This is a genomic window from Streptomyces sp. NPDC053048 (genome assembly GCF_044547045.1).
Classification (GTDB): domain Bacteria; phylum Actinomycetota; class Actinomycetes; order Streptomycetales; family Streptomycetaceae; genus Streptomyces.
The window spans coordinates 1-17,665 of record NZ_JBITZS010000019.1; the positions used below are offsets into that span (position 1 = coordinate 1).

Below are 17,665 nucleotides of genomic sequence, written 5' to 3' on the forward strand. Positions count from 1 at the left end.
CCACGGCCGTGGTGAGCTGACTGACCGCGGTCCCACCCGCGGGAACCTCCAGCCGGACCGTCATCGAGTACGAGACGCTAGGCGCCGTTGCCATGAGAGAACTTCTTCTTTCTGTTTCAGGAGCCTGTTTCAGGAGCGGACGGCCGTGGCGGCGGTCCGCGCGTGGGGGCGGGCGAGGTTGTCCGGGTGGAGGATCTCCTGGAGCCGGTCCTCGGTGAGCAGCCCCTTGGCCAGGACGAGGTCGTGGACGGCGGCGCCCGTGGTCAGGGCCTCCTGGGCGACCGCGGTGGCCTGCTCGTAGCCGATGTGCGGGTTGAGGGCGGTGGCCAGGCCGATGGACTGGGCGACGAGGCGCGCCAGGTGCTCGCGGTTGGCGGTGATGCCGGTGACGCACCGTTCGGCCAGCGTCAGGCAGCCGGCGCTCAGGTGACCGATGCTCTTGAGGAGGCTGTGGGCGATGACCGGCTCGAAGGCGTTGAGCTGGAGCTGGCCGGCCTCGGCGGCGAAGGTGACGGTCACGTCGTTGCCGATGACCTCGAAGGCGATCTGGTTCACGACCTCGGGTATCACCGGGTTGACCTTGCCGGGCATGATGCTCGAACCGGCCTGGACGGGCGGCAGATTGATCTCGGCGAGGCCGGCGCGCGGGCCGCAGGACAGCAGGCGCAGGTCGTTGCAGGTCTTGGAGAGCTTGACGGCGATCCGCTTGAGGACGCCGGAGAGCTGGACGAACGCGCCCATGTCCTGCGTGGCCTCGACGAGGTCGCCGGCGACCGCGAGCGGGATGCCGGTGATGATGCTCAGGTGGCTGCAGGCCAGCCCGGGGTAGTTGGGGTGGGCGTTGAGGCCGGTGCCGATGGCCGTGCCGCCGAGGTTGATCTCGCGGATGAGGGCGCAGGCCTCGGCCAGGCGGGCGCGGTCCTCCTCCAGCATGACGGCGTAGGCGGCGAACTCCTGGCCCAGCGTCATGGGCACGGCGTCCTGCAGCTGCGTGCGGCCCATCTTCAGGATGTCCGCGAACTCCTCCGCCTTTCCGGCGAAGGCTTCGCGCAGCACGTCCATGGCCTGCAGCAGCCGCTCGGCGGCGAGTTGCAGCGCGACCTTGACGGCGGTCGGGTAGACGTCGTTCGTGCTCTGCCCGGCGTTGACGTCCTCCAGCGGGTGCAGGTGCCCGTAGTCGCCCTTGTCGTGGCCGAGGAGCTCGAGGGCGCGGTTGGCGATGACCTCGTTGGCGTTCATGTTGGTGGAGGTGCCGGCGCCGCCCTGGATCACGTCGACGACGAAGTGGTCGTGCCACCGGCCGGCGCGGATCTCCTCGCAGGCCTTCACGATCGCGTCGACCTTGCGGTCGTCGAGGAGGTCGAGGTCGCGGTTGGCGAGCGCGGCGGCCTGCTTGACGGAGGCGAGGGCGGTGACGAGGTCGGGGTAGGCGGAGATGGGGGTGCCGGTGATGGGGAAGTTCTCGACGGCGCGGAGGGTGTGGACGCCGTAGTAGGCGGAGGCGGGGACGTCGCGTTCGCCGAGGAGGTCGTGTTCGGTGCGGACGGGACCGGGGACGGCCGACATGGGGGGATCCGATCAGGTGCGGTGGGGGGAGGACGGGGGAGGAGGCCGGGGCCGGCGAGGGGCTAGGCGGCGGCCGGTACGGGCGCGGCGAGGGCGTGGCGCAGCGCGTGGGTGCGGCCGGCCGGGTCGGTGGCGGCGAGGGTGGCGGCGAGGACGGCGATGCGGGCCTGGCCGGCGCGCAGGGTTCCGGTGAGCACCGCGCCGGCGGCGGCGAGGTCCACGGCGCCGCCGTGGGTGTAGATCTCGGCGACCGGGCCGGTGGGGACGCGCGTGGTCAGGGCGACGAGGACGCCGCGGGCGACCGCCGCCTCGACGGCGGCGGCTATCTCGGGCGTGGCGTTGCCCGCGCCCGTCGCCACCAGGACGATGCCCTGGGCGCCCGCCTCGACGGCGGCGTTGAACAGCAGCGGATCCCCGTCGCAGTGGTGCATGACCATGTCGACGCGGGGCAGCGGGGCGTCGGCCGCCGGCAGGGGCAGCGGCGCCGGGCGCTCGGGGCGCCGGTGCACGACGACGCCACCGGCCTCCACGTCCGCGACCCGGCTTCCGGACGGGTCGGCGAACGCGTCGGCGGCCAGCGTCTGCACCTTCACGGTGCCGCGCGCGGCGTGCACCCGTCCGTCGAAGACGACCAGCACGCCGAGGTCGCGTACCGAGGCCGCCGTCAGCAGGGCGTCGTGGAGGTTGCGCGGTCCGTCGCCGTCGGCTGCCTCGAGCGGGAGCTGGGCGCCGGTGAAGACCACGGGCCGGGGGTCGTCGTGGTGGAGGTCGAGCAGGAAGGCGGACTCCTCGAGGGTGTCCGTGCCGTGCGTGACGACGATGCCGTCCACGGCGGGGTCGGCCAGCACCTCGCGGACGGTCCGCAGCAGGGCGAGCTGGTGGGCGGTGGTGAGCCGGGCGCTGTTCACGCTCATCAGGTCGACGACCCGCACGGTGACGTCCTCGGGCACCACGGCCGTGGCCAGCACGTCCCCGCCCCGCGCGTCGGCGGCGAACCCGGAGCCCTGCCAGCGGCTGGCGATCGTCCCGCCCGTACTGATGACGACGACCTGTCGCACGTTGCTCGCTCCTTTTGCGGATCATCACTGCCGCGCAGAGGCGGACAGCCCTGTCAGCCGCCCGCGAACGCGGACGACGGGCAGCAACGATAGGACGAATCGAACGCAATTGGATCGCCGATTCGGGCAGGCAGGGCCGCGAACCGTGGTGGATAATCGCGCCGTGGACGAGATCGACAGAAGTATTTTGCGTGAGCTCCAGAACGATGGTCGGCTGACCATCCAGGAACTGGGTCAGAGGGTGGGCCTGACCCCCTCGCCGTGCATGCGCCGCGTCCGCCAGCTCGAACAGGACGGCGTCATCCAGGGCTACCGGGCGGTCATTAACCCCGAGGCCGTCGGACGCAGCTTCGAAGTCCTCGTCTCCATCGAGGTCAAGCGCGACCGGGAGGCCGTCGAGGCCTTCGAGGCCGCGCTCCAGGACATCCCCGACGTCATCGAGGCGTACCGGCTCTTCGGCAGCCCCGGCTGCCTGCTGCGCATCGCGGTCGCCGACCTCACCGCCTACGAACGGCTGTGGATCGAACGCCTCACCACGCTGTCCGGCATCACCGAGGTCAACTCGCAGATCATCATGAAGCGGATCAAGGAACCCCGGGGCCTGCCGGTCGACGGCTGAGGCCCCGGGCGGCCGCCGTTCCGTCCCGGCCGCCGGGCTCCCCCGGAGGGGGGTTTCGCGGGACACTGCACGTCCACGAATCCCCGGCCGACGCCGCGGCGCCGGCCGGAACCTTGCGAGTGGGGTGGTGTGGGTGAAGGGCCCGGCGCGTGATCCCCGGCAGGTCGGCCGCTACCGCATCGAGGGGCGGCTCGGTTCGGGCGGGATGGGACGGGTGTACCTGGGGCGTTCGCCGGGCGGGCGCGCGATGGCGGTGAAGGTGGTGCGGCCCGAACTGGCGGCCGACCGGACGTTCCGGCGGCGGTTCGCGCGGGAGGTGGAGGCCGCGCGGGCGGTCGGCGGGGCGTTCACCGCCCCGGTCGTCGACGCCGATACGGACGGCGATCCCCCCTGGCTGGCGACCGTGTACGTGCCGGGACCGTCCCTCGCGGAGGCCGTCCGCACCGACGGACCGTTCCCCGGGGAGCAGCTGTGGCCGCTGGGAGCCGGCCTGGCGGAGGCCCTGCAGGCCATCCACGGCGCCGGCGTGGTGCACCGGGACCTCAAGCCGTCGAACGTCCTGCTGGCGGCAGACGGACCAGGGTCATCGATTTCGGGATCTCGCTGGTGGGAGGCGTGCTCGGGCTCACCCTGCCCGGAGTGGTCATGGGCACGCCGCCGTTCATGTCGCCGGAGCAACTGGAGGGCGCGCGGGTGGGGCCGCCGAGCGATGTCTTCTCGCTGGGCGGCGTGCTGGCCTTCGCCGCGACGGGCCGGGACGTCTTCGGCGCACCGGTGACGACGCAGGACGAGCCCCCAGCGCCGCCGGTGCTGGCGGCGCTCGTCGTGGCGCTGGCCGTGGTGCTGGTGCTGATCCTGGTGATCGCGTCGCAGACGTGACGGCCGTGCCTCGCCGACCGGTGCGCCGGGGGTATGTCAGCCCTTGCTCTTCCTGGCCTCCTTGATCACCTTGCAGACGCGGCCGTGGAACCGCGGCTGGGGGTTGTCCTCGAGCTTCTCCCAGCCCTCGGCGCAGATCTTCGTGCCGTCGGGGACCTTGCGGCCCAGCGCGACGGTGTACTTCGAGCCCTCGTGCCAGTGCCTGACCGCGCTGGGGAGCTTCCGGCCGGCGATGTCCAGCTGGATGAACCCGTAGAACGCGGCGTCCGCCGGGACCGAAGCCGTCACCTTGGCGACGTACAGGCCGCTCCCCTCGACCTCGAGGCAGGTCTGTCCCGAGCAGTCGGCCCCCTCCGCGGACACCGCGGGGGCGGCGGCGGTGAACAGGGCCAGGGCGACCGTCCCGCACACGATCGTGCGCAGGGACCGACGGCTTCTCACAGCAGTGCGCTTCATGAACTCCGTACTCCGTACTCCGCTCTCGGCCGGGCCGCGCCCGGCTGGACACCTGGAACGCGTTCACTCTGCCCACCGGCCGGAGGACCCAGCCACCGACACGCCCTGGCTAGGGCGGGATGGGAAGGGTGAACATCACCTCGAATCCCGCCGGCTGCCGAGGACCGGCACGGAAGAGTCCGCCGTACATCCTGACCCGCTCCCGCATGCCGATCAGTCCCTGACCACTGCCTGTTTCGTCGCGGAAAACCCCACCGGGCCGCCCGCCGTCGTCCGTCACCCGGACGGTGAGCAGCTCCGCCGCGTAGGCGAGCGATACGGTCACCCGGGCCGGCCCCGCGTGCTTGAGCACATTGGTCAGCGCCTCCTGGACGATGCGGTAGGCGCACAGGTCGGCACCCGGCGCCAGCGGCCGCCACCGGCCGTCCGCCGTGACCTCGACGACGACGCCCGCGGCTGCCATGCGCTCGACCAGTCCGGGCACATCGCCCAGCCCCGGTGTCGGACCGAAGGGCGAACCGCCGGCGACGTCGGTGCCGTCGGGCGTGATCCGCAGCACCTGCAGCAGGCCCCGCATGTCCTCCAGCGTCTGCCGGGCGGTGGTGTTGATCGTCTCCAGCGCGCCCCGGGCGGTCCCCGGATCGGAGTCGAACACATAGCGGGCCAGCCCGCTCTGCACGGAGAGCACCGACAGATGGTGGGCCACCACGTCGTGCAGCTCCCGGGCGATGCGCAGGCGCTCCTCGGTCACCGCGTGGCGCGCCCGCGCCTCCTGCTCGATCTGGAGCCTTCGGGTCAGATCGGCCAGTTTCGCGTTGCGCAGCCCGAGTTGGCGGACGCTCGCGCCGAATCCCCAGGCGATGCCGAGGACGAGCACGGTCTGTCCCACGCTCACCGGGGCGGAGAGGACGCCGGTGAGCAGCGAGCCGTACGTCCATACGACGGCGGTCGGTACCGCCGCGGCCGCCACCACCCGGGTCGGCTGAAGGGTGGCGACGGTGAAGAAGGCGAGCACCGGCCCCCAGACGTTGACCGAGAGCGGGTAGCCGGCGGCCGAGTAGGTGAGGTAGCCCGAGCAGGAGACCGCCAGTACCGCCCACGGCAGCTGCCTCCGGAAGGCCATCGGCAGATAGATCACCGCGGTCAGCGCGACGGCGGGCCCGTCGAACGGGCGCCATCCTTCGGGGGCTTGCTGCTCGAGGGCGAAGACGACGGTCAGCGCGGTCAGCGCCAGCGCGATCATCACGTCGCCGACGCGCCGCAGGAAATCACCACCGCGCCGGAGAACCCGCGATCCGCCTGTCCGCATTGCCGCAGCCTATCCGCGCGGAATGGGGCGTTCGTCGGGCAGGGGGTTGATGCCCTCCTCCACCGCAGGGTTGAGGCGGACTTCCTCGTACCGCGCCGGGTGGAGCACGGGCCGGGGCGGCCGCCAGTCCATCGCCGCGCAGGAGGGAAGACTTACCCGGACACACGACAGCCCCCGGCGCTCCATATCGATCCGCAAGTCCCCAGTCGTCGCTGACGACTCCGTTCGATATGTGCCCTTCCGGGGGCCTAGCCAGTTTGCCGAGATGGGGGTCACTCGGGCCGATGGACGTCTCCACCGACGGTGCGGCTCTCACCGGTTGTCTGGGTAATCGCAATTTTCCTCCTTATTTGTCCGAAGTCAAGGGGTTTGTTTCCGAGGTTTAAGCGCCCATCGCGATCCGCTTTCGGTCGATTGCACAAAGTAGCCACCGGCCCTCGAGTCTCCCGACTTGAACGCGTTCAAAAGCAGGTCTACAGTCCTCACCGACAAGCACTTTTGAACACGTTCAAGAAGGGTGGGGGACGTGGACCTCACAGTCGTCGCGTACGTCATCTATCTGCTGATCAGCCTGGGTCTCACGGTCTGGGTCGCGCGCACGCTCAGCCGGAACGGGAGGGTCTTCCTGGCCGACGTCCTGCACGGGAACGAGAAGCTCGCCGACGCCGTCAACCACCTGCTGGTGGTCGGCTTCTACCTGGTGAACCTGGGGTTCATCGCCCTGTACCTGCAGGACGACACCACGATCGCCGACGCCCGCGGCGTCTTCGAGGCGCTGTCGCGGAAGCTCGGAGTCGTGCTGCTCGTGCTCGGCGTCATGCACCTCGGCAACGTCTACGCCCTCAACAAGTTCCGCCGGCGCGGAATGATGGCGCTGGACCGGACCCCTCCGGTACAGCCCCAGGGCTACGCGGGCCCGCAGGGGTCGTGGGCCCCGCCGGCCGCCGGGCACTGAGCCCGATGGCCGCCCGAGCCGCCGCCGACCGGGATGCCTCGCGCGTCCCGGTACGCCGGATCACCGTGCTGTACGACGCGCAGTGCGCGCTCTGCGTCTTCGTGCGCGACTGGCTCCGCGGACAGTGGCAGCTGGTGCCGCTCGATGCGGTGCCGGCCGGATCGGACGAGGCCCGGCGCCGGTTCCCGGAGCTCGACCACGCGTCCACCCTCGTGGAGATCACCGCTGTCGACGACAGCGGGCAGGTCTACCGAGGGGCCGCCGCCTGGGTCGTGTGCCTGTGGGCCCTCGAGAAGTACCGGCCGCTCGCGTACAGGCTCAGCACCCCCTCCGGTCTCCGGCTCGCGCGCGGCGCAGTGCTGACCGCCGCCCGGTACCGCGGCGCCTGGTGGCAGCCACGCTCCGCGATGGGCACCTGCGACAGCGGCTGCGCCGTACCGGATTAGGCTCGGACCGTGCCAGCAGAGAACGAGCCCCGACCGGCGGAGAACGAACCCCGACCGGCCAAGAGCGAGCAGACCCGCACCCTGATCCTGGAGACCGCTATGCGGCTCTTCCAGGAGCGGGGCTACGACAAGACCACGATGCGGGCCATCGCCAAGGAGGCCGGGGTCTCCACCGGCAACGCGTACTACTACTTCGCCGGCAAGGAACACCTGATCCAGGGCTTCTACGACCGGATCGCCGCCGAGCACCAGGCGGCGGTCCGCGAGGTGCTGGAGCGGGAGACCGATCTGGAGGCGCGGATCGCCGGAGTGCTGCGGGCCTGGCTGGACATCGCCGAGCCCTACCACGAGTTCGCCGCGCAGTTCTTCAAGAACGCCGCCGACCCCGAGAGCCCCCTCAGCCCCTTCTCGCCCGAGTCCGAGCACGCGCGCGAGGCGGCCATCGCCGTGCATCGCGAGGTGCTCGCCGGTTCCCGGGCCAAGGTGCCGGCCGAGCTCGTCGATGTGCTGCCGGAGCTGTTGTGGCTGTCCCAGATGGGGCTCGTCCTGTACTGGGTCTTCGACCGTTCCCCCGACCGCGAGCGCAGCCGCAGGCTGGCCGACCGGGGGGCCCGGCTGACCACCCGCGGCGTGTCGCTGGCCCGTTTCCGGGTGCTGCGACCGCTCGTCCACGAAGTGCACGAGCTGTTCACGGACTTCCTGCCGGGCATGGCCCGGACGGTCGTCGCACGCACCTCCCGCTGAGCGGGCCCTGTCCGATCGTTCGTGACGGATCCGCGACGAATTCTGGACAAATGTTTGATTGACTCCTATTCGATCAAGTAATCAACAACACGACGAACGGGGCGGGGCGACCACATGAGCGCGGCGGAATTCGCGGAATGGACCGAGCACTTCGTCGAGGAGGCCGAACAGCGTCGCCGGATCGGCGACCCCGACTGGACGACGGGCGCCGCCCTGCCCGACGAGGTGTGGCGCAGCCTGCAGCGCTTCCAGGTCGGCGAGGACGGCGACGGGGCGAACCTCATCGGCAAGGCGGACCGCGCGGGCGACGCCGACTACGCCGAGGCGGTCCGGCTCTTCGTCGCCGAGGAGCAGAACCACGCCCGCCTGCTGGCACTGTTGCTGGCGGCCGGCGGGCAGCCCACCATCGACACCTGCTGGAGCGACCGGGTGTTCGTCCGGCTCCGCCGGCTGCTCGGCCTGCGCATGGAACTGCTGACCCTGATGGTCGCGGAGCTGGTGGCCGTGCGCTACTACCGCGCCGTACGGGACGGCGCGGACGACCCGCTGGTGGCCGAGGTGGCGGCCCGCATCCTGGCCGACGAGGAACGCCACATCCCCTTCCACTGCCGCCGCCTGCGCGCTTCGGTGGCCGAGCTGCCCGCACGCCCGCTGCGTTCGCTGACGATGACGGGCTGGCGCGCCATGATGCTCGGCGCCTCGGTGTTCGTGGCCGCCGACCACGGCCCGGCCCTGGGACGGCTGGGAGTGGGGCGCGGACGGTTCGTGACCGACGTGATGGCCTCGACGGGCCCGATCGTCAAGGACGTCCTGGACCCCACCCGGCCGCTCGACGTCCCGCCAGTGGACCACGCCCGGCCTGCCACCCGGCCGACGGCGGCGGCCGCAGGGGTCTGAGCCCTCGAGCCGCCCCGGGAACCCGCCGCCTGCCCCGGAGGCGACCCCGCCGGAGCGCTGCCCTCCGGGCGTCCGCGATGATGGGTGTATGCGGATCATGTTCGTCGGCGACTCGATGACCATCGGTAGCGCCGGTGACCTCACCTGGCGCTACCGCATGTGGCAACACCTGTGCGCCTCCTACGGCGGCCCGTTCCGGATCGTCGGCCCCCGGCGGGAGCTGTACGACCCGGCCGCCGACGCCCCCGGATCCCTCGACTACGGCGCCGCCGGCTTCCCCGAGCGCGCCCAGGCACACCTCGCCGGGTGGGGAGAGGGCTGGTTCCACATGGCTCCGATGGTCGGCGACGCCGTACGCGCCCACCGGCCGGACACCCTCCTGATCTCCCTCGGCCTCATCGACCTCGGCTTCTACACCGACCCCGAGCAGACCGCCGGCAACGTCCGCCGCTTCGTCGCCGAGGCGAGGGCCGCCTCCCCGCGCGTACGGGCCGTGCTCCTGCCCGTCATCCACAACGTCCGCGCCCGCGACGAACCCGACTTCGCCGCTCAGATAGACCGCTTCAACGAACTGCTGGCCAAGACCGTCGCCGACCTCGACGCGCCGGGGTCGCCCCTGCTGCTCGCCTCCGAGCCGCCCGGCTGGGACCTGGAGCGGGACACCTACGACGGCACCCACCCCAACGCCGAGGGCGAACACCGCATCGCGGCCGCCTTCGCCGACGCGATGTACCAGGCCTGGGACGTGGCGGGCCCGTACCGGCGCGCCGCCGGGCACTGACGCGGGGAACCGCCCCGGCCCACGGCCCGTTCCCCTCGTGACAGCCGGAAGGCGCGGACCGGGACAGCGGGCGGGGGATGAGCGCGGCGGTGGCGAACCAACTGACGGCCGGGGCGAACCAGGCGCTGCCCCCGGGCGCGCTCTCGATACGGGTGCCCGGCCCGTTCGACCTGTCGGTCATCGTCACCGGCGCGGACGGCCGGGTGGCAGGCGACGACGACTTCGTCTTCTTCAACCAGCCCACGGCGCCCGGCGCACGGCTGGACGGCGCCACCATCAGTGTGGACCCGGCCCGGCTGCGCCCCGGAGCGGCACGGGTCACGGTCGTCCTCAGCCCCGCCGACGCCCGTACGCCCCTGGCGTCGCTGCCCGCTCCCGTGATGACCGTCGTGGACGGCGGAGGCCGGCCGCTCGCCCGGTTCGCCCCGCCGCGCCCGGCCGCCGAGACCGTACTGCTGCTCGCCGAGCTCTACCGGCGCGACGGCGGCTGGAGGATACGGGCCCTGGGGCAGGGCTACGCGGACGGGCTGGCCGGAGTGGCCCGCGACTTCGGCATCGACGTCGAGGACGACGCCGACGCCGACCTCGACGACGGTCCCGGCCACGCGGACCTTCTGGCCCTGGTCAACGCCGCACGGTCCCGGGCGGGCCTGCGCCTGGTGACGGTGGACGCGCGGCTGGCCGCGGCCGCACGCGCCCACGCCGCGGAGATGGCCTCGCACGGCAGCCTGTCCGCCGAGAGCCCGACGGGCATCTCGCTGTTCCAGCGCGTCACCTCTGGCGGCTACGCCTATCTCGACCTGGCCGAACACCTCGTCTCCGGGCCGCGCACGGCCGCCGAGTTCGTGGACTACTGCCTGTCCGGGCACGATCGCGGCAACCCCTTCCGGAACGAGGCGTTCACGCACCTCGGGCCCGGCCACGCCGTGGACGACGCGTCGGGCCTGACGTACTGGACGGTGCTGTGGGCGCGTCCCCACTCGGCGGCCGGCCTGGAGAAGGCGGTGGCCGACGTACTCGCCCTCACCAACCGGGAACGCACCGCGGCCGCCCTGCCCCCGCTGGCCGCCGATCCGCGCCTGGCCGCGGCCGCACGCGCCCACAGCACGGACATGGTCGCCCGTGACTTCTACTCCCACACCACACCGGAGGGCCGCGAACCCTGGGACCGGGCACGGGCCGCCGGTGCCCCCCACCGGGCGATCGGGGAGAACATCGCCTGTGGCCAGCGCACGCCCGCCGAAGTCGTCCGCGGCTGGATGGACAGCCCCGGCCACCGCGCCAACATCCTCACCCCCGGCTTCACCCACCTCGGCGTGGGCTACGCCACCGGCGGCCGCGCCGGCACCTACTGGACTCAGCTCTTCGGCGGCTCCGTCTGACCATAGGCCGCCCCCCAACGTTCCATGCCACTGATCAAAGGCGGTCGTCACCGGTTCGGCCCAGCGTGCCGCTCCCGGCCGGGCGTGACGCGAACGGATCCCGCATCGTGGTCTCAAGCCGGGCGATCCCCCCGGCGCGAGGCTGACCACCGAGGGCGGGAGGAGTGAGCACGTGACGATCAAGACCTTCCCGGGGTCCGACGACGACCGCCCCGAGGCGCTCGCCTCCGCCAAACGGTCCTGCACCACGGAAACCGGCGAACCCACCCGAATATCCGTTGTTGTCCCGGCCCGCGACTGCGCCCGGACGATCGAGGGGGTGGTGGCGCCGATCGTCGAGGACCTCGTGGCGGCGTACGCCGTCGACGAGGTGGTGGTCGTCAACCACAACTCCTCCGACGACACCGCCCGGCTGGCGGCCCGCGCCGGGGCACGCGTGATCGACTTCTCGGAGGCCGGGCCGATCACCGAGATCCCCGACTCCGGCAAGGGCTCGGTCATGTGGAAGGGCATCTGGGCCAGCGACGGCGACATCGTCGTCTTCATCGACGGCGACCACCTCAGATTCGACTCCTCCAAGGTCTCCCGCCTGGCCGCACCGCTGCTGGCCGATTCCTCCCTCCAGCACGTACGGGCCTTCTACGACCACTACGAGGGCGGCCGCACCACCGAGGCCATGGCCCGGCCCGTGCTGTCCCTGCTGCATCCCGAGCTGGCCGGCATGCGCCAGCCGCTCAGCGGCGAGCATGCCAGCCGGCGCTCCGCTCTCGCCGAGCTCGTCTTCCCCGTCGGATGGGGCACGGAGTTCGGCATCCTCGACCAGCTCAGCCGCCGGTACGGTGCCGACGCCATCGGCCAGGTGGACCTCCGGTACAAGGAGCACGTCAAGGGGGACTGGGCGCACATCTCCCTGCAGGCGTTCGAACTGCTCTACGTGGCCCTGCGGACCGACTTCCGCGCCCAGGGCCAGGTGCTGCCCGAGCACTGGGGCAACGTCGTCATGACACCCGGCGACCGGCCCGGCGAGGTCGTCCGGCGCGCCGCCCGGATCGCCGAACTGCCGCCGCTCGTCAGCCTGCCGGGCTGGCAGGACCGTGAGCGGGAGCGCCTCGCCTCCCGGCCGGTGCCGTAGCCACGCCGCCGCCGCTGTGCCTGCGGCAGTGGGCATCGCGCACGCTGTCGTACGCCGGGGTCCGCACGGCCGCCAGGGTCGCCGCCCAGGTGACGGCGTTCGTCTCGATGGCGCGGGTGACCGCGCGCGTCTGGCCGGGGGTGCGGGCGGCCACGAGGCGACGGGCGTGGTGCCAGGCCTTCTGGCGCCACAGGACCATGAGTTCGTGCCCGGTGAGGTGTGCGACGGGGTTCCACCGGTCGTCGGCGAGGTGGAGGAGCGGGTCGTACCGGACGGCGATGTCGCGTACCGCGGGCCCGTACGTCCGGTCCAGGACGGCCTGGAAACGGTCGTAGTCGGCCTTGCGCGACGTGCCGTCGGCGCGGACGAGGCCGGACGTGGCCAGGGCGTAGGGCATGTCGTACTGGATGTGGGCGCTCATGCCCAGCAGGGCGTCCTGCCCCGCGTTGGTTCCGCCCTGGCGCGCCGCGTCGAAGGCGATGCGCCACGGCTGTGGGACGAAGTGTCCGGAGCGGTCGGCCTCGTACGCCGTGAGGTAGCGGCCGACGAAGGCGGGGTTGATGTCGCCGGCCACCCAGGACGGCTCGGTGAAGAAGCCGGGCCGGCCCACCAGCGTGTCACGCAGGGTGCGCTGGAGGACCGTGTACAGCGCCGGGAAGGGCGCGCGGTGGTCGCAGCCGAGCCCGTCGCGCACCGAGGCCAGGGTCCGCTCGAGCTCGGCCACGCACTCGGGCAGCGGTGCGTGGCAGGACGCCGCACTACGGGCCGGGGGCCCGGCGGCCGGCGACAGGGCGTGGGGCCGGTCCGGGCCGCCCGCCCACAGCGCGGCGGCCGCGAGCGACGTCGCGACGGCTCGGACGGGACGGGCGCGGAGCACGCGAAGCCTCCTGCTGAGGGGAGGGGCTGGGCGCCCTGGCCAACGACGTGGCTGACGACGGGTCACGCGGAAGGTGGGCGGCCCACGGCTCTGCGAGGTGCCGGCTGCGGTCAGGCGGCGGCACGGCTACCCCTTGTACTCCTGGTCGTCGACCGGCGCGTCCGGCAGCTCGTTCTCCAGCGATTCCCGGTAGCGGACGCAGCCTCGGAGAAAGCGCGGCCACGGCGGCACCGCCACCTCCGGTTCCATGCGCTCCGGCAGCAGCCCCCACAGTTGAGGGTGGTGCCAGCACAACTCGTGCCCGGTGCTGTCGCGGTGGGCGCGGATGCCCGCGCGCAGCCGCCCCACTTCGGCCACCAGTTCGTCACGGCTCAGCCGTCCCAGGTCCTGGTCCAGATCGAGTTCCATGGTCGTGCCGGCCCTCAGGGCCTGCGGTGGACGCCGCTGACCCGTGCCATCAGCCCCTCGAGCCCGGAGACGGAAGGGGACAGGCCGCTGGCGGCCGACTTCACGCGGTCGCTGACCGCGTAGGGCACCAGGGCGTCGAGCCGTACGCCCACCCGGGCGTCCGTCCCCAGCGCGTAACGGGCCCTGGGACGCGGGGTGACCAGGATGCGGTGGATGGCCTGGGCGGCCTTCTCCGGGGCGGGGAACCGGGAGGAGTCCCGCAGGGACCGGGCCGCCGCCCGGTAGCAGTCGGTGTAGCGGGAGCAGGACGAGTCCCGCCGCTCGAAGGCGTCGGCCGCGTTGCTCAGCATGTCGCTGGCGTGGAAGCCCGGTTCGACCAGCACGACCCGCACCCCCCACGGCGCCGCCTCCATGCGCAGCGCGTGGGTCAGCGCACTGACCCCGGCCTTGCTCGCGCTGTACCAGCCCGCGAACGGCATGACCGACCGGGCGGCGACCGAGGAGACGTTGAGGATGCGGCCGTCGCCGCGACGGCGCATGGCGGGCAGGACCAGCCGGGCGATGTGCGCCGGCGCGTGCAGGTTGACCGCCATCAGGCGGCGGGCCTGCTCCTCGTCCACGTCCTCGATCGCCCCCGGCAGCGCCGTTCCGGCGTTGTTCACCACAGCCCAGGGGCCGCCGCCGGTGCGTTCGGCGATGTCGGCGAACACCTCGGCGCACTGCGCGGTGTCGGTGACGTCGAGTACCGGTGTCCGCAGCCGTTTCCCGGTCGCCTTCTCCTCGGCCTCGGCCCGCAGCTTGTCGCCTTTCTCCTCGCTCCGGACGGTCGCGAACACCTCGTACCCGGCGCCGGCCAGCAGCAGGGCGGTCGCCTGCCCGATACCGCTGCTCGCCCCCGTGACCACCACACTGCGCGACATCGCTTCTCCCATCACCGCGGCGCACCGGCGGCGGGAGCGCGCCGGGGCTCCTCACTCTGGGCCACCGGTCGGCCAGGCCACGCAGGTCACCACACCATCCGGAAGAAATACATCCGGATGTACCAGGAAGGGCGGGCCGGGGCGTCGCTCAGGAGGCGCCCGTCCCGTCGCCGGCCAGGAACGTCTCGGCGACCGCGCAGTACACCGCCGTGCCGACCGCCATCGCGTCCTCCTGGTACACGACGTGGTTGGAATGGTTGTCGGGCGCCGACTCGGGTGTCCGGTCCGGCGGGCAGGCGCCGAGGAACGCCATGGCCCCGGGCACGCGCTGCAGGACGTACGAGAAGTCCTCGCCGCCCATGGTGGGGTGCGGGGACTCGTGCACCTTGCCGGGGCCCGTCACGGTGGTCGCCGCCCGGTGGGCGAGGGCGGTGAAGGCGGGGTCGTTGTGCAGGGCGGGGTAGCCGTCGATGAGTTCCACCTCCGCGGTGGTGCCATGGGCGGCGGCCACGCCGTGGGCGACGCGCAGGATGCCGTCGCGGACCGAGCGCCGGCTCGCCTCGGAGAGCGTGCGGTACGTGCCGTAGAGCTCGGCGGTCTCGGGCACGACGTTGCACGCGCGTCCGGCCGTGACGCTGGTGACGGTCACGACGGCGGGGTCGAAGACGCCGACCGTCCTGGTCACCATGGTCTGCAGCGCCTGGACGATCTCGCAGGCGACGGGGACGGGGTCGAGCACCTTGTGCGGCGCGGCCGCGTGCCCGGCGCGGCCGTGCACGGTGACGCGCATGACGTCGGCGGCCGCGAACTGCGGTCCCGGCCGCAGATGGACGGTCCCGGCCGCGTGACGGGCCGTGATGTGGAGGGCGAAGGCGCCGTCCACCGGCGGGCCGCCGGCGGGGGCCAGGACACCCTCCTCGATCATCACCTCGGCGCCGCCCGCGAGCTCCTCGCCGGGCTGGAACATGAAGACCACCCGTCCCGCCAGGCGGTGCCGCCGGGTCGCGAGCAGCCGGGCGGCACCGGCGAGCATGGCCGTGTGCGTGTCGTGCCCGCAGGCGTGCATGACGCCCGGCACCTGCGAGGCGAAGGGGAGCCCGGTGTCCTCCTGCTGCGGCAGGGCGTCCATGTCCGCGCGGAGCAGTACGGTGCGCCCGGGGGACGCCCCCTCCAGGACCGCCACCACCGAGCTGAGGCCCCGGCCGACGGACACCGACAGTCCCAGGCCCTCGAGTGCCCGCAGGACCGTCTGCTGGGTGCGGGGGAGGTGAAGGCCCACTTCCGGCGTGCGGTGGATCGCGCGGCGCACCGCCACGATGCCGGGCAGCAGCGTCCGGGCCTCGGCCAGCAGGGCGGAGGGCGCGGGTGTGGGCGTGGGCGTGAACACCTGGGTCCGGTCGCTCATGAGGACGCTCCTCGGCGGGGGAGGGGAGACGGGGCGCCGCCCCGTCGTGTCCTGTGCATGCCGTGCCGTACCGATGGTGGCACGACGCCGCCGCCCGGAGGTCCGAAGGCCCGAAAGGCATGGAGGCCGAAAGGCATGGAGGCCGAAAAGCGCGGAGGCCGGTCCATCGCCCGTTCGGGCGGTGGACCGGCCTCCGGTCGGCCGGGTATCAGGCCTCGACGAGGAATCAGGCCTTGACGATGCCCGACTTCGCGATGGTGACCTTGGCCTTGGTGGCGCCGCTCTGCGTGCCCAGGCTCTCGATCCGCGTCACCACGTCCATGCCCTCGACGACCTCGCCGAAGACGACGTGCTTGCCGTCCAGCCAGCTGGTGACGATGGTGGTGATGAAGAACTGGGAGCCGTTGGTGTTGGGGCCGGCGTTGGCCATGGAGAGCAGGCCCGGCTTGGTGTGCTTCAGCTGGAAGTTCTCGTCGGCGAACTTCTCGCCGTAGATGCTCTTGCCGCCGGTGCCGTCGCCCCGGGTGAAGTCGCCGCCCTGGAGCATGAACTCGGGGATGACCCGGTGGAAGCTGGAGCCCTCGTAGCCGAAGCCGTGCTGGCCGGTGGCGAGCTCACGGAAGTTCCTGGCGGTCTTGGGGACCACGTCGTCGTACAGCTTGAAGACGATCCGGCCGGCCGGCTCGTCGTTGATCGTGATGTCGAAGAACACGTTGCTCATGAGGACAACTTGACACGCCCCACCCCCTCGGGCGCAAACCGGCCCCGTGTTCCCGAACGTTTCACCCGATGTCAATGGAATTCGGTTTCGCCATGGGCGAAAAATTCGTCCTACGTCCGCCCGACGGCCTCCTCCGTTTTCTCCGCCGCGTGGTCGAGCGCCAGGAGCGCGGCACCGATCCACCCGGCCTCCGGGCCGAGCCGGGCCGGGGTGATGTCCGGCAGCTCGCGGCTGGCGGCCGCGGTGACGAAGCGCGCGAAGCTCGCGCGGAGGGGGTGAACAGGGGGGCGCCGACCGCGGCGACACCGCCGCCGATGACCACCAGCTCGACGTCGAACAGGTTGACCAGGGTCGCGATGCCGATCCCGAGCCAGTGGCCGAGCTGCCCGAACTGGGCCAGGGCCACCGGATCGCCGGCACGAGCGGCCGCGGAGACGTCCTCGCCGGTCACACGGGCGGGATCGCCCGCGAGGCCGGCCAGCATCCCGCCGGGATCGGCCGCCGCGGCCTCCCGTCCGTACCGGCCCAGGGCCGTCCCGGACGCCAGGGGCTCCAGGCACCCGGTGATTCCGCACCCGCAGCGCGCGCTGCCGCGCGGATCGACGAGCATGTGGCCGACCTCCATGCCGATCCCGCTGCGGCCGCGGAAGAGACGGTCGTCGAGGACGATGCCGCCGCCGACCCCGGTGCCCACGGTGATGAAGGCCATGTACGAGGCGCTGTTGCCCTTGCGGTATTCCGCCCAGCAGGCGGCGTTCGCGTCATTGTCGACAACGGCCGGCAGTCCGGTCGCATTCTCGAGCAGTTCCTTGAGCGGCATGTCGCGGTAGGAATTGTTGGGAGCGGTACGTATGCGCCCTTCGGGCCAGTGGACGAGGCCGGCCGCGCCGACACCGATAGCGGTGATGCCGGAATGGCGGGCCCGCAATTCATCGACGAGAGCGCAAATCGTCCGCAGCGTGGCGGCCTGGTCGGTCGCGGGGGAGGGCAGCGCCGGGACGCGCTCGACGACATTCCCCCGGGCGTCGACCACACCGGCCGCGATCTTCGTGCCTCCGATGTCCAGCCCGACGGACAGCCGGCCCGGCTCGTGCAGCGGGTTCATACGGC

Annotated in this window: 19 protein-coding genes and 1 pseudogene; 10 read left to right on the plus strand and 10 right to left on the minus strand. The window is 72.3% G+C overall.

Annotated elements, in window-relative coordinates; all coding sequences use genetic code 11:
- Positions 1-129: 129 nt before the first annotated feature.
- Positions 130-1,566 carry an aspartate ammonia-lyase gene (gene aspA / locus ACIG36_RS32865; protein ID WP_399936105.1) on the minus strand — a complete coding sequence of 479 codons (1,437 nt, stop codon included), beginning with the start codon at positions 1,564-1,566 and terminating at the stop codon, positions 130-132.
- Positions 1,567-1,628: 62 nt separating this feature from the next.
- Positions 1,629-2,624 carry an asparaginase gene (locus ACIG36_RS32870; protein ID WP_399936107.1) on the minus strand — a complete coding sequence of 332 codons (996 nt, stop codon included), beginning with the start codon at positions 2,622-2,624 and terminating at the stop codon, positions 1,629-1,631.
- A gap of 163 nt (positions 2,625-2,787) precedes the next feature.
- Here ACIG36_RS32870 and ACIG36_RS32875 point away from each other — a divergent pair, with 163 nt between their 5' ends.
- From ACIG36_RS32875 to ACIG36_RS32885, 3 genes and pseudogenes are all read left to right on the plus strand, one after another.
- Positions 2,788-3,243, plus strand: a complete 456-nt coding sequence (locus ACIG36_RS32875) for an Lrp/AsnC family transcriptional regulator (RefSeq protein WP_399936109.1) — start codon at positions 2,788-2,790, stop codon at positions 3,241-3,243.
- Positions 3,244-3,448: 205 nt separating this feature from the next.
- A pseudogene (locus tag ACIG36_RS32880) lies at positions 3,449-3,757 on the plus strand (serine/threonine protein kinase); the annotation flags it as partial.
- A 101-nt stretch (positions 3,758-3,858) separates the two neighbouring features.
- On the plus strand, positions 3,859-4,122 hold the full coding sequence (locus ACIG36_RS32885) for a hypothetical protein (protein ID WP_399936168.1): 264 nt from the start codon (positions 3,859-3,861) through the stop codon (positions 4,120-4,122).
- A 36-nt stretch (positions 4,123-4,158) separates the two neighbouring features.
- Here the strand turns inward: ACIG36_RS32885 and ACIG36_RS32890 are convergent, their stop codons facing one another.
- On the minus strand, positions 4,159-4,578 hold the full coding sequence (locus tag ACIG36_RS32890; RefSeq protein WP_399936110.1) for a hypothetical protein: 420 nt from the start codon (positions 4,576-4,578) through the stop codon (positions 4,159-4,161).
- Between the two features lie 109 nt (positions 4,579-4,687).
- Positions 4,688-5,887, minus strand: coding sequence for a sensor histidine kinase (locus ACIG36_RS32895; protein ID WP_399936112.1), 1,200 nt, complete (start codon positions 5,885-5,887; stop codon positions 4,688-4,690).
- A gap of 526 nt (positions 5,888-6,413) precedes the next feature.
- Between ACIG36_RS32895 and ACIG36_RS32900 the strand changes: the two genes are divergently transcribed.
- The 7 genes from ACIG36_RS32900 (at position 6,414) to ACIG36_RS32930 (ending at position 12,224) form a co-directional block, all read left to right on the plus strand.
- Positions 6,414-6,842, plus strand: a complete 429-nt coding sequence (locus tag ACIG36_RS32900; RefSeq protein WP_399936113.1) for a hypothetical protein — start codon at positions 6,414-6,416, stop codon at positions 6,840-6,842.
- 5 nt (positions 6,843-6,847) lie between these two features.
- Positions 6,848-7,288: a thiol-disulfide oxidoreductase DCC family protein gene (locus tag ACIG36_RS32905; protein ID WP_399936115.1), complete on the plus strand. Its 441-nt coding sequence runs from the start codon at positions 6,848-6,850 to the stop codon at positions 7,286-7,288.
- 99 nt (positions 7,289-7,387) lie between these two features.
- A complete protein-coding gene (locus ACIG36_RS32910) occupies positions 7,388-8,032 on the plus strand; it encodes a TetR/AcrR family transcriptional regulator (protein WP_399936167.1) in 645 nt (214 codons plus the stop codon).
- 114 nt (positions 8,033-8,146) lie between these two features.
- Positions 8,147-8,929, plus strand: a complete 783-nt coding sequence (locus ACIG36_RS32915; RefSeq protein ID WP_399936117.1) for a ferritin-like domain-containing protein — start codon at positions 8,147-8,149, stop codon at positions 8,927-8,929.
- Positions 8,930-9,017: 88 nt separating this feature from the next.
- Positions 9,018-9,710, plus strand: coding sequence for a GDSL-type esterase/lipase family protein (locus ACIG36_RS32920; RefSeq protein WP_399936119.1), 693 nt, complete (start codon positions 9,018-9,020; stop codon positions 9,708-9,710).
- Between the two features lie 89 nt (positions 9,711-9,799).
- Positions 9,800-11,092, plus strand: coding sequence for a CAP domain-containing protein (locus ACIG36_RS32925; RefSeq protein ID WP_399936120.1), 1,293 nt, complete (start codon positions 9,800-9,802; stop codon positions 11,090-11,092).
- A gap of 172 nt (positions 11,093-11,264) precedes the next feature.
- A complete protein-coding gene (locus ACIG36_RS32930) occupies positions 11,265-12,224 on the plus strand; it encodes a glycosyltransferase (RefSeq protein ID WP_399936121.1) in 960 nt (319 codons plus the stop codon).
- On the opposite strand, the gene ACIG36_RS32935 is transcribed toward ACIG36_RS32930, so the two are convergent.
- From ACIG36_RS32935 to ACIG36_RS32960, 6 genes are all read right to left on the minus strand, one after another.
- Positions 12,163-13,101 carry a DUF5995 family protein gene (locus tag ACIG36_RS32935; protein ID WP_399936123.1) on the minus strand — a complete coding sequence of 313 codons (939 nt, stop codon included), beginning with the start codon at positions 13,099-13,101 and terminating at the stop codon, positions 12,163-12,165. The genes ACIG36_RS32930 and ACIG36_RS32935 overlap by 62 nt on opposite strands.
- Positions 13,102-13,227: 126 nt before the next feature.
- Positions 13,228-13,509, minus strand: coding sequence for a hypothetical protein (locus ACIG36_RS32940; protein WP_399936125.1), 282 nt, complete (start codon positions 13,507-13,509; stop codon positions 13,228-13,230).
- A gap of 14 nt (positions 13,510-13,523) precedes the next feature.
- Positions 13,524-14,429, minus strand: a complete 906-nt coding sequence (locus ACIG36_RS32945) for an SDR family oxidoreductase (RefSeq protein WP_399936127.1) — start codon at positions 14,427-14,429, stop codon at positions 13,524-13,526.
- Positions 14,430-14,577: 148 nt separating this feature from the next.
- Positions 14,578-15,834 carry a M20 family metallopeptidase gene (locus ACIG36_RS32950; RefSeq protein WP_399936129.1) on the minus strand — a complete coding sequence of 419 codons (1,257 nt, stop codon included), beginning with the start codon at positions 15,832-15,834 and terminating at the stop codon, positions 14,578-14,580.
- Positions 15,835-16,060: 226 nt separating this feature from the next.
- Entirely contained in the window at positions 16,061-16,555 is a 495-nt protein-coding gene (locus ACIG36_RS32955; protein WP_399936131.1) for a peptidylprolyl isomerase, read from the minus strand.
- 61 nt (positions 16,556-16,616) lie between these two features.
- A complete protein-coding gene (locus ACIG36_RS32960) occupies positions 16,617-17,660 on the minus strand; it encodes an ROK family protein (RefSeq protein WP_399936133.1) in 1,044 nt (347 codons plus the stop codon).
- Positions 17,661-17,665 lie beyond the last annotated feature (5 nt).